Below are 13863 nucleotides of genomic sequence, written 5' to 3'. Positions count from 1 at the left end.
CGTAAGGTGGTGCGGCCTTCCAGCGACAGACGGGTCAGGACAGCTGGCGGGGCCGGAACCCGAAGGCAGTCGCCGGGATCGGAACGCCGTAACTGCGGAGTTGGTGAATTCGGGTTGCCACCGCCGCGCCTTCAAGAAGGTTGCGCGCGATCTGGACCACCGTCCGGTTCTCGGGTAGAGCCAGGAATCCGCCTTGGGTCCATCGGTTGAACGCGCCCATCGCCGGTCCACACCAGATCTGGTAGTCGGTACGTCGGCTGGTCTCGCCGGTGACCGCCCAACGGCTGGACTGGCCGAGATAGGAGCGGAAGACCAGCGCCATGCGATGCTTGGGGTCCTGCTCCGCGCGGTCGAGTTCCGCCGGATCTCGGCCGCGCCAATACGTGACGGTCCGCGCCCACGACGCCTCGAACGTGTCGTGCAGCACGTCCCGCTCGATCCTGGTCCGCTCGTGGGCTGGGATCGCCTCCAGAGCGTCGTAGGACCGGTAGGCCTCGTACAGCCGGTTTGCCCGGTTCGCGAACATCGTTCCCCGGCGCAGGACCTGCACCTTCACGCCGAGCTCGAACATGTCCGCGGACGAAGCCATGGCCACGTCGGCGATATCGGCCTGCCCGAGGAGTGTCTTGGCGTCTTGGGAGAGCCCGGCCTCCAGCGCCACCTGGTTGATCGAGCCGGTGACCACATAGGCCGCACCCAGGGCGAACGCAGCGGCCACCGCCTCCGGGGTCCCCAGCCCGCCGGCTGCGCCCACCCGGATCGGTTCGGCATAACCGAAGCGTGTGGTGAGCATGTCACGCAACGCCAGCACCACGGGCAGTACGACGGCCAGCGGACGGTTGTCGGTATGGCCGCCGCTGTCCGCCTCGACCGTGACGTCCTCGGCGACCGGCACGCGCGCCGCCAGCTCCGCCTCCCGGGCGGTAATCAACTGCCGGTCGACCAGCGTCCTGAGGATCTCCGGTGGTGCTGGGGACATGAACTGCTCGGCCACCCCCGGATGGGAGACCTTGGCAAAGAGCCCGGTACGCCGCAGTATTCTCCCCTGTCGGTCGGTCGTGAGCCCCGATGCGGAACACCGCACAACTGCGGGGGTGAGTGCCATGAAAGCCGATGCCGAGACATTGGGTACACCGCGGGTGAGCAGAATGTCGGCGACGCTGTCCTCCTGCCGCGGCGCATTCGGTGAATGGATGAGGTTGACCCCCCAGTTGCGGCGGCTGCCCAGCTTTCCGACCAGCTCCGCGACCCCCCGCTCGACCCGGTGCGTCTCGAGGCCGGCTGCCCCGAAGAAGCCCAGTAGGTCGGCCTCTGCCAGCGCGACCACCAGCCGCGTCGTCGCGATGCCGTTCGCCATCTCGCCGGCCACATAGGGAAATCGCGTACCGTGCCTGGCGGAAAAGGAACGGTCGCCCAGCCATTCGGGGTAGAGGGGCGGCAGCGTGCCCAGGAGTTCGAATGCTTCGTGGTCGGTGATCCGCGCTCGGCCGGTCTCGCCGCCGAATGCCAGGCCGACGCACTTCGAGGAATTATCGAGAACGACGTGTACCGACTCTCGGATCCGTTGCGCCGCGTGGGAAAGCGAGCTGACGGAGAAGAGCGGAGACCAGTCGAGGGAACCGTTCCCGGCGGGGGTCGTGTGACGAAGAGCGAAGGTCGTCTCGCCGTTGCGGATCGCAGCTGCTTCCCCGAACATGTCCTCGCTCCTTCGTTGGCGCGTGCACCGACTACCCCGATCGGGTGCGTCGCTCGGGCCGCAACTCACAGGTTGGCGGTGAAGCCGTTGACGGGACCGCCGTGCAATGGGCGCACCGTGGACCCTTTTCTACTACCGGCAGCAGGCAGACACATTGGGCCGGGAAGCCAATATGCGTGGCGGTGCCCTGGTGCATCAAGCCGGGAGCAGACGGGCGCGCGACCGCAGTCGCCGGCCCGGACACGATCACGGCGCGGGGGGGAGGATGCGGGCGACTTCCAGTGCGAGCCGAATCTTGAGAGGATCACCTGTGATCGGCCGCCCCAGCAGCTTCATCGCCTTCTCCACCCGGTAGGCGACGGTGTTGCGTGCCACGTGCAGGCTCTCGGCCGCGCGGACCCGGCTCCGCTCGAATGACAGGTAGACCCGCAGCGTCTCGCGCAGTTCCGCGAACCGGCATCCGGGCTGACCCAGGTCGCCGAGGGTCTCCTCAACGAACCACTGTGCCTGTTGGGCATCATGGGTGACCAGCGATACGACGGCGACGTCAGCGTATTCGCAGAGCCACGAGGTAGCCAGGTCGCCGGCGAGCCTCTCGGCCGCCTGCGCGCTGAGATGGCTGCGCCGCAGGCCGGCGATACCCGACGCCACCGGGCCGATGCTCGCGCGCACCCCTACAGGCGGTGACAACGCTGCGCGCGCTCGCATGGCGAGCCCTGCCTCCGGTGGCCTGGGCCAACTGATCCACATCCATGATTTGAGTGGACCGGCAGACATGATCAGCGATCGCCGTGCACCCAGCGCGCACGCCAATTCCGCGGCGAACCGGTCCAACCGATCGGTCGAAACCCCGCTGTCGGGCGAGGCCCAGAGCACCGCCGACAGATGATGGTCGGCCAGGTCGAGCCCCAGTATCCACTCGGCGTCGGCCCGATCAACCGGATGCCCGACGAGAACATCCTTCACCATCCGTGCGCGGGAAGCGGCAAGGCCACCTGTCTTTCGCTCCTCTTCCGATGCCACGTAAACCTGAGTAATTCTGGTGCTGAACCTGTCGGTGTAGACAGCGATGCGTTCCGTCGACTGGCGGCTTCGGGGAGTCATGCGGCGGTTGGCGCCTTCGGTTTCGGCGCCGTCGAGTAAACGCTCGATAGTGCAGCTGTGAGCGATCCACACCGCGCGCAGAAAAATATACAGCGGAATATTCTGGTGGACCGCGTAGCGAATGGAGTGTAGGGTCTCGGTGGGCAATTCGATCGGCTTCGGCGGTACTTCCCGGTACCGACCACGGAGTATGGCGAGGGCATACACCTCGACCACGTGCCGAACCGCGTCCACAGCGGTGGGACGGCTGCCCGCGTCGAGGCGTTCGTCCAGTGCCTGCATGGTTGCCGATCTGGCTGCCTCAGCGGCCCATGCCGGTGCATCCGGACTGACGCCGTCGATAGCCTCCGGCACGATTGCGTTCGAACAGTTTGAAAGGCGGCCACCCGGTATGCTGCAAGCCTCATGCTCACGCAGCCAGGGTGCGACGGCGGTTACCCTGTGTTGATTTTTTTGTAAGTGTTCACGCTCCGAGGGGACGGCGCTCCCGCCGTTTTCGCCATCCGTGACATTGATGATCACTGGGCCTCCCGGTATCGGGATCTGATGCCGATGGCTGTCGAGTGTCTGCGAGGCGACTCGTGGTCATCTATCGTCCCGGCTTGTCCGAGATGCCAGGTTGTTCACCGAAGAGCTCATTTCTAACAGCCGGCCGCTAGTAACGCAACATTCATACGCGTAATACCCCGATGGCCTACCGGCGTCCCCGAGCCGGAGTTCGACCGGCGACCGGGACCCCGTCGACATCCCGAACGGTAGGTGACGCACGGTAGGTCACCGACGAGGTGCTATGGGACATGGTCCGGCCTCGGCGCAGCGCTCACCTGGATGTTTGGTGCCGACGAGTACGGGACGTGCACGAGCACATGGATGCGACGCCACGGCTTCGGGGTACAACACGTCCATGAACAGCCAGTCGGGTCCCCCGAGACCGCGCATCACGGCGGGATCGGGGAAGCTGGCTGTGTCGGCTTTGGCCGGTCAGCTGTTCGAGGTTGTCCCGATCGCCCTGGCGGTCTTCGACCACGAGCTGAGGGTCCTTCGGGTCAACCAGGCGATGCTCGCGCTGAGTGGGCTGACCACCGAGGAGCTTGTGGGCAGGCCCGCACCCGAGGTGATGCCCGAGGCGGCGTCCGCCGCATGGGACATGGCCCGCCACGTACTGGCGACCGGGCAGGCGAGCCTCGATGTGGAGATCATCGGCGTGACCAGGCTCAGCTGGCCCGAGGAACGCATCCACCGTGTCTCCTGTTACCCGCTCCAGGACTGGAGCGGTGCAACGGTCGCGGTAGGTCAGGCGGTGGTGGATGTCACCGACCAGCGCAGGGCAGAAGCCGAACGTGATGCGGTGGAGCGGCGGCTGCGGCTGCTCAGCCGGGCAAGCGGGCTGGTCGGAGCTTCGCTGGACCTGGCTGCGACCCTGCAGGGGCTGGTCGAGCTCGTCGTCCCGGAGTTCACCGACGAGTGCGTGGTCCTGCTGACCGACGAGCCGATGGACCCCGACGCGAGGCCGGACCGGCTGCTGATGCGCAGAGTAGTCTGGGCGCACCTGCCTGGGACTCCGCCCCTGCCTGGAGCCGACGCCACCGCCGGACGCCTTCTCGAGATACGGCCTGGTACTCCCGGCCACCTCGCGCTCACGCTGGGGCGACCCGTCCATGTGGTGTTCGACGAGGAAATGGTCAACCGCATTGCGATCGCCGGCACGGAGAACTATCGCCGGCATTTCGGTATCCGCTCCGGCCTGGCGGTGCCGCTGGTGGCAGGGGGTGAGTTCCACGGTGTCGTCCACTTCGGCCTGGGTCCTTCCGGGCGGACCTACACCGACGCGGACGCGCGGACCGCCGGCGAGCTGGGGAGCCGGATCGCGTCCGCGATCGCCAACGCCCGCGCCTACGCCCGGCAACGCGCCGCCGCGATCACCCTGCAACGCAGCGTGCTGCCCGGCGACATACCCACCGTTGAAGGTCTGGACGTTGCCTGGCGTTATGAACCCGGAACCGCCGGTACCGAGGTCGGCGGCGACTGGTTCGACGTCATCCCTCTCTCCGCAGGGCGGGTCGCCCTCGTGATCGGCGACGTCATGGGCCGCGGCCTGGCCGCGGCCGCCGCCATGGGCCAGGTCCGTGCCGCCGTCCGCGCTTTCGCAGCCCTCGACCTGACCGCCGCCGACGTACTCACCAACCTTGAAGATCTTGTCCGCGCGATCGGCGCCGGACCCGACGGCACGCTCGTCAGCGCGATCTACGCCATCTGGGAACCCGCCACCGCCAGCATCACCGTGGCCAACGCCGGCCACTTACCCCCTGTCATGCGCGACCCCGACGGCCAGGTCCACCTCCTCGACGGCGGTGGGGACACCCACGACATCATCCTCGGCGTCGGCCGTCAGACCGTCGCCGAAACCAGCTACCGCTTCCCCGTAGGCTCTACCCTCGCTCTGTTCACCGACGGACTCGTCGAATCCGCCACCATCGACATAGACCAAGGAACCGGACACCTGTTACGTGCCCTCGCCCGGCCTGGTACCCTTCACGCCACCGCTGACCGGCTTGTGACATTCCTCGACCGCGCCGACGGCTACGACGACGACGTCGCGCTCCTGCTCGTCCACGCCACCGTCTCGACGACCGCCTATACCAACACTCTCATCCTCACCCCGGAACCCCGCGCCGCCAAGATCGCCCGTAGTGCCGCCACCACCAGTCTTACCGACTGGAAACTCCCGGAACTTCTCGACATCACTGAACTTCTCGTCAGTGAACTGGTCACTAACGCCATCCGCTACGCCGCCACCCCATTCGAACTCGCCATTCGCCAGGGTCGTGACGCCCTCTATGTCGAGGTTTCCGACGACGACAGCCGCGTCCCCCGCATCCTGCACCCCACCGCTGACGACGAAGGCGGTCGCGGCCTGCAGCTCGTCGCCGAACTGGCCACCAACTGGGGCGCCAGACCCACCCGCACCGGCAAAACCGTCTGGTTCCAGCTCGATTTCGGCGAACCCGGCTGACTCCGGGGACGGACGGTCGCCGGCTGGTCGTGCAACCCGGCCCGCCGGGATCGACCCGTGCTCGTTGGCGGCGATCAGCTGTCGGCCGTCCATCTCTCCTCGATACGGCCGATTTTCCAGACAGCCAGAGCGATGGCCCAGGTGGCGAAGAACATACCCACGATGACGAAACCGACGATGTTCAGGTCCAGACCGTCGATCCAGTCCCAGAACACACCGTGTAGCGAGAGTTTCTCGGCGAGGAGCCCGAGGAGTTCGATGGTGCCGATGATGACGGCGACAGCCACCGACAGTGCGGTGATGGTGAGGTTGTAGTAAACTTTGCGAACCGGCTTCGAGAATGCCCAGCCGTAGGCGAAATTCATAAACGAGCCGTCGATGGTGTCGAGCAGGCTCATTCCCGCGGCAAACAGGACGGGAAGGCACAGGATCGCGTACCACGGCAGGCCGGAAGCGGCGCCGGAGCCGGCGAGTACCAGCAGGGCGATCTCGGTGGCGGTGTCGAAACCGAGGCCGAACAGCACACCCAACGGGTACATCTGCCAGGGTTTGGTGATCGATTTCATCAACCGGCCCAGTAGACGGTTCATGAAGCCGCGGTTGTTCAGCTGCTCCTCCAGCGCTTCCTCGTCGAAGGCGCCGGTCCGCAGCTGCCGGAAGACACGCCAGATCCCGGCAAGGATAACAATATTGATGATCGCGATGATATAGAGAAATATGCCGGAGACGGTGGTGCCGATCAGGCCGGTGACGTTGTGCAGCTCGGAGTTCTCGTCATGCACCGGACCAGCCAGGCTTCTGACGCCCAGTGAGAGCAGGAACGCCAGCGCGAAGACGATGGTGGAGTGGCCGAGGGAGAACCAGAAGCCGACCGACAGCGGTCGCTGGCCGTCGTTCATGAGCTTGCGGGTCGTGTTGTCGATGGCCGAGATGTGGTCGGCGTCGAAGGCGTGGCGCATCCCCAGGGTGTAGGCGGTCACCCCGATACCGACGCCGAAGGTCTTGGTCCCCAGGCTGTAGTGCTCCGGCGCGACGATCGCGACGAGGACGAACCAGCCGATCACGTGCAGAGCCAGGATGAACCCGACCATACCGGCCGTACGTCTCCATTCGCGGTGGGTCATGGATCCGCGTACGCGTTGCCACCGGGATGGGGTCGAGCCGGCCGGGGGGGCCGTGGAGAGCGAGCGCGTGGTCATGAGCGACCTGCTTTCATCGGCGGGGCGACGACACAACCTAGGCGCACAGTCTTCTCAGATGCAAGAAATTCGCAATAAGCGGGCGTCGCCGGCACTGAGCATGCGAGCAGGCTGTTGCTGAGCCGGTCCATGCCTACGACTCGGTGGAGAGCGGGGTAGCAGCAGGACACACGTAGATCGACTACGATGTCAGACAGTCGCCGCGCCACGCTGATCCACCGCTTGCGCGGCCCGGGTTGTCGGTTCCGATCGGGAAGGGAGCCCCGTGGGCAGCAGGACCGCACCGGCGCGGGCGACCGTCCGGTTGGTGCTGGCATCCGTGGTGCTGGCCGGGTTGTTCGTCATGCACGGCGTGCTGGCCGGGCAGGGATGCCCAGGCGGTGCCGGCGCGGCGGGGCCGCCGATGGCGGTGCACGGTTCGGCCACTGGCCACGATGCCTCCCCGATGGCGCAGATGGCGATGTACCTCCCGGCCGCCGGCCAGGTGGTGTCCCCGGTGACGGCGGCGTCGCACGTGACAGCCATGGTCAGAGGCGATGGCGGCGGCCATGGCGCGTTGTGCGTGTCGTCACCTCCCCGGCCGGGGCTGGCCTGGCTGTTGGCGCTTCTGCTCGGCGTCGGCATGGTCGCGTGGGCGCTGCCCGCCTGGCCATGGAGCGCCCACGGCGACCGTGCGGGTCATGGGTGTCGCGCCCCACCGCCGGCGGGTGCGTGTCTGCTGGTGAGGTTGTGCGTGTCCCGGACGTGACAGGGCGTCGCTGACCGGAGCGAGGGCTCGGGTCGGCTGACGTGTCCATCCACCCGCACGCGAGCGTCGCGTGCCGTCCGGGAAGATTCTCGATGTCGATGTCGATTTTGTCGCGTTCACATGCCCATGTCCGGTCCGTGCTCGTGGCGGCCGGTGTGACCGTTGCCGTCGGCCTGACGGTCACCGCCTGCGGCGGTGGTTCCACAACCACGCCGACGATGGAACACACCATGATGGCGCCCACCATGATGCCCACGATGATGGCGCCCCCTGCATCGGGGCACGCTGGGATGGCAGGCATGGAGGAACGACCGGTCGGGGACGGGCTGGCCGCCGAGGCGTCCGGATTCCGGTTCGTCCCGGCGGTGTCCTCGCTGCCGGCCGATGCGCCGACCTCGTTCCGGTTCCAGATCGTGGGCGGAACCGGTGCATCGGTCACCGCTTTCAAGCCGGACCAGAGCAGGTTGATGCACCTCTATCTGATTCGGTCCGATCTCACCGGCTTCCAGCACGTGCACCCGACCATGGCCGGCGACGGAACCTGGACGGTGCCGCTTGAGGCGGTGCAGCCGGGCTCGTACCGGGTCTACGCCTCGTTCATCACCACGAACAGCTCGGGGCAGGACCTGCCGTTGGTCCTCAGCCAGCCGGTCACCGTTGCCGGTAGGTCCGCGCTCACGCCGCTGCCGCCCGCATCGACCACGACACAGGTCGACGGCTACACCCTGACCCTGGCTGGTGAGGTGATGGCCGCAGCGGCGCACAGCGTGACGGTCACGGTGTCCAAGGACGGCACGCCCGTCACCGACCTGCAGCCCTACCTGGACACCTACGCGCACCTGAGTGCCTTCCACGAAGGCGACCTCGCTTTTGCTCACCTGCACCCGGTGGGCGCGACTAGCGCTGCGGGTGGCGGTCCGGTGCTGTCCTTCGAGGCGATGATGGCGAAAGCCGGCAACTGGCGGGTGTTCGTGCAGTTCCAGACCGCGGGGGTGCTGCACACCGCCGTGGTGACCCTGCCCGTCGGCTGACCGTCACCTCATGGGAGCCGGGCCCGCTGTGGGGCGGGTCCGGCTCCCGCAGCCTGGATGGGCGGCCGGCAGCGCGGCGGCTTCGTGCAGGTGGACGCCCGGCCGGCGGCCCAGCACAGCCTCGGCGACGCTTCTGCTGGCCGATTCTTGACCGGTACCCCCTACCGGTATACCGTTCGGGTATGGCATACCCAGATGGGGTGGTGGGGGGTGGATGGGCATGGGCCACGGCTACATCGGCAACAAGGACGATCACCTCAAGCGGTTACGCCGCATCGAAGGCCAGATCCGGGGGCTGCAGCGGATGGTCGAGCAGGAGGAGTACTGCATCGACATCCTGACCCAGGTGTCGGCGGCGACGAAGGCGCTACAGTCGGTCGCGCTGGGCCTCCTTGATGAGCACCTGACGCACTGTGTCGTGCGGGCCGCGGCGGCCGGCGGGGAGGATGCCGACCGCAAGGTACGGGAGGCCTCGGAGGCGATCGCCCGCCTGGTCCGGTCCTAAGAGCGACCGGCAATAGGGGACGCGGCGTCGCGGGGCTGGGGCGCGCACCTCGCCACGTTGTCGTCGGTCGACACCCAATACCAGGGTGTCTCACTCCGCCGCCTCGCGATGCACGCACCCCAGCTCCGCTCCTTGATCCACGCCCCTATTGCCGGGCGCTCTAAGTCGGTATCGGCGATGAACCGCCACGACGAACACAGGGAACGGACTATGATCACAAGCACATACGCCGTTGTCGGCATGACCTGTGCGCACTGCGTCAGCGCGGTGCGCAGCGAGATCGGCCGCCTTACGGGTGTCAGCGACGTTTCCGTCGATCTTTCCGCTGGCGCGGTGACCGTGACCAGCGAACAGCCGCTCGACGAGGCGGCGGTTCGCACCGCCGTGGATGAGGCCGGCTACGCACTGGCCGACGAGATGTCGAAAGATCACTGAAAGCGACGGGAGATGGCTGATGAGCGCGACTGTGGATGGCGCGCGGCCTGTCGGCGGCGGTGCCATCGACCTGTCGATCCAGGGGATGACCTGCGCGTCCTGCGCGGCGCGCATCGAGAAGCGGCTGAACAGGCTTGACGATGTGAGCGCTGCGGTCAACTACGCCACCGAGCAGGCGCATGTCGTCTACCCCGGCCGGCTCACCGCAGCCGACCTGATCGCCGAGGTGGAGAAGGCGGGCTACCGGGCCTTCGTGCCCCAGCCGCGGCGGGAGCGGCCGGCCGGGTATGGGGCTGGGGCGAGCCCCGGCGGCGAGACCGGCGGGGCGGCGCCGACGGATCAGAACGGTCCGTTGCGTACCCGGCTGGTCGTCGCCGCGGTGCTGAGCCTGCCGGTGCTACTGCTGGCGATGGTGCCCGCGTTGCAGTTCGACAACTGGCAGTGGCTGTCGTTGACGCTGGCCGCGCCGGTCGTGGTGTGGGGTGGATTCCCGTTCCACCGTGCGGCGGGGACGAACCTGCGGCACGGCGCGGCGACCATGGACACGCTGATCTCGATCGGCACGCTTGCGGCGTTCGGCTGGTCGCTGTACGCCCTGTTCCTCGGCCACGCCGGCGAGCGGGGCATGACGATGCCCTTCACGCTTCTCGCCACCCGGGACAGCGCCGCGGACAGCATTTACCTTGAGGTCGCCGCGGTAGTGACGACGTTCATCCTAGCCGGTCGCTATTTCGAGGCGCGGGCCAAACGCCGCGCCGGCGCCGCGCTGCGGGCGTTGCTGGAGCTCGGTGCCAAGGACGTCGCGGTCCTGCGAGACGGCCGGGAGCAGCGGATACCCGTGGAGCAGTTGGCCGTGGGGGAGTGCTTCGTCGTCCGGCCGGGGGAGAAGATCGCCACTGACGGGGTGGTCGAGGAAGGCAGCTCGGCGGTCGACGCGAGCATGATCACCGGTGAATCACTACCGGTCGAGGTCACGGTGGGTCATCCGGTCACCGGCGCCACGCTGAACGTCGGTGGCAGGCTGGTGGTCCGGGCGACCCGGGTGGGTGCCGACACCCAGCTTGCGCAGATGGCCAAGCTGGTCGTGGCGGCGCAGAGCGGCAAGGCCGCGATCGCGCGGCTCGCCGATCGGGTCTCGGCGGTGTTCGTCCCCGTTGTGATCGTCCTTGCGGTCGCCACCGCCACGGTGTGGCTTGCTCTCGGTGAGGGGGCGACGGTCGCATTCACGGCCGCCGTCGCCGTGCTGATCGTGGCCTGCCCGTGTGCGCTCGGCCTTGCTACACCCACCGCCCTGCTTGTCGGCAGCGGCCGGGCCGCCCAGCTCGGAATTCTGATCAAGGGGCCGGAGGTGCTGGAATCGACCCGGCGGGTGGACACCGTCGTCCTGGACAAGACCGGAACGGTGACCACCGGGCGGATGAGCCTGCTCGATCTTGTGCCGGCCGACGGCGCCGACCCCGATGAGGTGCTGCGGCTGGTCGGCGCGGTCGAGGACGCCTCCGAGCATCCGATCGCCCGGGCAATCACCCGCGGGGCACGGGAACGGATCGGGGCGCTGCCGGCCGCGACGGATTTCCACAGCGTCGACGGACTCGGCGTGCAGGCGGTCGTGGCCGGACACATGATCGTCGCCGGCCGCCGCCGGCTGCTCACCGACCGCTCGGTCCACATCCCCGACGAGCTCGATCTGGCCGAACAGGCCGCCGAGCATGACGGCCGGACACCGGTCTTCGTCGGCTGGGACGGCGCCGCCCACGCGGTCCTCGTCGTCGCCGACACCGTCAAGCCCACCTCGGCCGACGCCGTCCATCGGCTGCGCACCCTCGGTCTGACCCCGGTGTTGCTCACCGGCGACAACACCCGCGCCGCCCGCGCCGTCGCCGCGCAGGTCGGCATCGACGAGGTGATCGCCGAGGTGCTCCCCACGGACAAGGTCGACGTCGTGTCCCGGCTCCAGGCGCAGGGCCGGGTCGTCGCGATGGTCGGCGACGGCGTCAACGACGCCGCCGCGCTCGCCCAAGCAGACCTCGGCCTGGCCATGGGCACCGGGACTGACGCCGCGATCGAAGCCTGCGACCTCACCCTGGTCCGCGGGGACCTGTGCGCGGCCGTGGACGCCATCCTCTTGGCCCGGCGCACCCTTGCCATCATCAAGGGCAACCTGTTCTGGGCGTTCGCCTACAACATCGCCGCTCTGCCGCTCGCCGCCACGGGTCTGCTCAACCCGCTGATCGCCGGCGCGGCGATGGCGCTGAGTTCGCTGTTCGTCGTCTCCAACAGCCTGCGCCTACGCCGCTTCCAGCCCATCGGCGGCGCCGCGACCCGCATGCCCGATCTCCTGGCGCGGTAGCGCGCCACCGTCGGCCGCGACAGCCCAAAGCCGGGAAGACGCTGATCCGCACGGTCACTCCCTGCCTCGCCCGTCGTCGGGCGGGCCGGGCCCGGGCGGATTCGTTGCGGGTGCCGCCTGGGCGGCGAGCAGGGTCTGCAGGACCGCGCCTTCGGCGGGGCTGAGCTGTTCGACGAACCGCTGCAGCACCGCGGTCGGGGTCTCCCCTCGGGTCAGGAGGGCTTTCATCTGTCGGGCGGCGAGTTCCTCCCGCGCGGCCACCGCTCGCCAGGCGTAGCCACGGCCGGTCGGTACCCGCTCCGCCAGACCCTTCTCCGCCAACCGGGCGAGGATCGTCGTCACCGTCGTATAGGCGAGATCGCCGCCGAGTGACTGCTGGATCACCGCCGGGGTCACCGGCTCGTCCGCGGCCCACAGCGCGGCCAGTACCTCGCTTTCCAGCGCGCCTCGCGCCCGGCGGACCCGACGACTGTCAACCCGGTCGCCCATGCAACCCCGCCATCCCGCTATCCCGCCAGCGCTTCGGAGACTGCGGCCTCCGGGCGCACGATCTGACGATCGTCGCACGCCTGTTGGCCCGCTAGCCACGACGTCTCGTCGTAGCATACGACAACGTTGTAGTACCGTACCGGTGGTAACGGCTGCGCCACGTCCCGCATACCCGGCCGTCCATGTCCAGTAGCTTGGAGACGAGAAGAACCGTGAGTGACCTCACCTACACCCAGTCGATTGTCACCGGGCTATTGCAAGGTGTAACTGAACTGTTCCCGGTGTCCAGCCTCGGGCATTCTGTGCTGGTTCCCGCGGTGGTCGGCGGAAGCTGGAAGCACCTCGTCACCGAATCGGCGTCCTCGACCAGTGAGACGTCGCCCTATCTGGCGTTCATCGTCGCGCTGCACGTCGCGACCGCTGTCGCGTTGCTCATCTTCTTCCGGTCCGACTGGGCCCGCATCATTCGCGCCTTCGTCAACACGGTACGCACGCGGACGGTGACAACCTCGGACGAGCGGCTGGCCTGGCTGTTGATCATTGGTACGGTCCCCGTCGGACTCACCGGCATCCTCCTCGAACACACCTTCCGGACGGTGTTCGCCAAACCGCTGGCCGCCGCGCTTTTCCTCACCCTCAACGGCGTCATCCTGCTCGCAGGGGAACGGCTGCGTCGCGCCGCGGAAACCCGCCACGCACATCCCGCACCCACCGCTCGTGCCGGCATCGGCGCCAGCGACGGCATCGGCGCCAGCGACGGCGACGTCGTCACCGATCACCACGGCCTGGTGGTGGCCGAGCACCGCAGCCTCGACCGGCTCGCCTACCGGGATGCCGGCGTCATCGGCCTGTTCCAGACCCTGGCGCTGTTCGCCGGCATCTCCCGGTCCGGGATCACCATGGTCGGCGGGCTGCTGCGCGGCCTCGACCACGAGGACGCCGCCCGGTTCTCCTTCCTGCTCGCCACCCCCGTCATCCTCGCTGCCGGCGTCCTGAAACTCCCGGCCCTCGCAGGTGACGCCGGCAGCCACATCCACGGCCAGGTCATCGTCGGCATGCTGGTCGCCGGCACCGCCGCCTACCTGTCCGTACGTTTCCTCACCAACTATTTCCAGACCCGCACCCTCACTCCGTTCGCCGTGTACTGCCTGGTCATCGGGGGACTGGCCACCCTGCGTTTCACCATCGGCAGCTGACGGCTGCCGGTAGCGCCCATGACGGTGATGCGACGCCGTAGTCCTCAACGGGAAATCGGGACCGCCGCCAACCATCCCGTCGGTGCTTAGAGCGCCC

11 protein-coding genes are annotated in these 13863 nt (G+C 68.0%); 7 read left to right on the top strand and 4 right to left on the bottom strand.

Features of this window, described 5'->3' with window-relative positions:
• Positions 1–34: 34 nt before the first annotated feature.
• Together U9978_RS08120 and U9978_RS08115 are read right to left on the bottom strand one after the other, a co-directional pair.
• The gene (locus tag U9978_RS08120) at positions 35–1696 is read right to left on the bottom strand and encodes a PfaD family polyunsaturated fatty acid/polyketide biosynthesis protein (protein WP_322760447.1); all 1662 of its coding nucleotides are present in this window, start codon (positions 1694–1696) and stop codon (positions 35–37) included.
• A 246-nt stretch (positions 1697–1942) separates the two neighbouring features.
• The gene (locus tag U9978_RS08115; protein WP_322760446.1) at positions 1943–3154 is read right to left on the bottom strand and encodes a PucR family transcriptional regulator; all 1212 of its coding nucleotides are present in this window, start codon (positions 3152–3154) and stop codon (positions 1943–1945) included.
• A gap of 610 nt (positions 3155–3764) precedes the next feature.
• Here U9978_RS08115 and U9978_RS08110 point away from each other — a divergent pair.
• Positions 3765–5813 carry a SpoIIE family protein phosphatase gene (locus U9978_RS08110; protein ID WP_322760445.1) on the top strand — a complete coding sequence of 683 codons (2049 nt, stop codon included), beginning with the start codon at positions 3765–3767 and terminating at the stop codon, positions 5811–5813.
• A 74-nt stretch (positions 5814–5887) separates the two neighbouring features.
• Here the strand turns inward: U9978_RS08110 and U9978_RS08105 are convergent, their stop codons facing one another.
• Positions 5888–6937: a HoxN/HupN/NixA family nickel/cobalt transporter gene (locus U9978_RS08105; protein ID WP_416210893.1), complete on the bottom strand. Its 1050-nt coding sequence runs from the start codon at positions 6935–6937 to the stop codon at positions 5888–5890.
• Positions 6938–7277: 340 nt separating this feature from the next.
• On the opposite strand from U9978_RS08105, the gene U9978_RS08100 reads away from it, so the two are divergent.
• The 5 genes from U9978_RS08100 (at position 7278) to U9978_RS08080 (ending at position 12081) form a co-directional block, all read left to right on the top strand.
• A complete protein-coding gene (locus U9978_RS08100) occupies positions 7278–7760 on the top strand; it encodes a hypothetical protein (RefSeq protein ID WP_322760443.1) in 483 nt (160 codons plus the stop codon).
• 92 nt (positions 7761–7852) lie between these two features.
• The gene (locus U9978_RS08095; RefSeq protein ID WP_322760442.1) at positions 7853–8791 is read left to right on the top strand and encodes a hypothetical protein; all 939 of its coding nucleotides are present in this window, start codon (positions 7853–7855) and stop codon (positions 8789–8791) included.
• A gap of 214 nt (positions 8792–9005) precedes the next feature.
• Positions 9006–9296: a metal-sensitive transcriptional regulator gene (locus U9978_RS08090; protein WP_322760441.1), complete on the top strand. Its 291-nt coding sequence runs from the start codon at positions 9006–9008 to the stop codon at positions 9294–9296.
• 210 nt (positions 9297–9506) lie between these two features.
• A complete protein-coding gene (locus U9978_RS08085) occupies positions 9507–9731 on the top strand; it encodes a heavy metal-associated domain-containing protein (RefSeq protein ID WP_322760440.1) in 225 nt (74 codons plus the stop codon).
• Positions 9732–9750: 19 nt separating this feature from the next.
• Positions 9751–12081 carry a heavy metal translocating P-type ATPase gene (locus U9978_RS08080; protein ID WP_322760439.1) on the top strand — a complete coding sequence of 777 codons (2331 nt, stop codon included), beginning with the start codon at positions 9751–9753 and terminating at the stop codon, positions 12079–12081.
• A gap of 54 nt (positions 12082–12135) precedes the next feature.
• Here the strand turns inward: U9978_RS08080 and U9978_RS08075 are convergent, their stop codons facing one another.
• Positions 12136–12570, bottom strand: a complete 435-nt coding sequence (locus U9978_RS08075) for a BlaI/MecI/CopY family transcriptional regulator (protein ID WP_322760438.1) — start codon at positions 12568–12570, stop codon at positions 12136–12138.
• Between the two features lie 212 nt (positions 12571–12782).
• Here U9978_RS08075 and U9978_RS08070 point away from each other — a divergent pair, with 212 nt between their 5' ends.
• Positions 12783–13766 (top strand): undecaprenyl-diphosphate phosphatase, encoded by a 984-nt coding sequence (locus U9978_RS08070; protein WP_322760437.1) that lies wholly within the window; start codon positions 12783–12785, stop codon positions 13764–13766.
• Positions 13767–13863: the final 97 nt, after the last annotated feature.

This window comes from Protofrankia sp. Cr2 (assembly GCF_963555885.1).
Lineage (GTDB): Bacteria > Actinomycetota > Actinomycetes > Frankiales > Frankiaceae > Protofrankia.
This window is presented reverse-complemented; position numbering and strand designations above follow the sequence as displayed.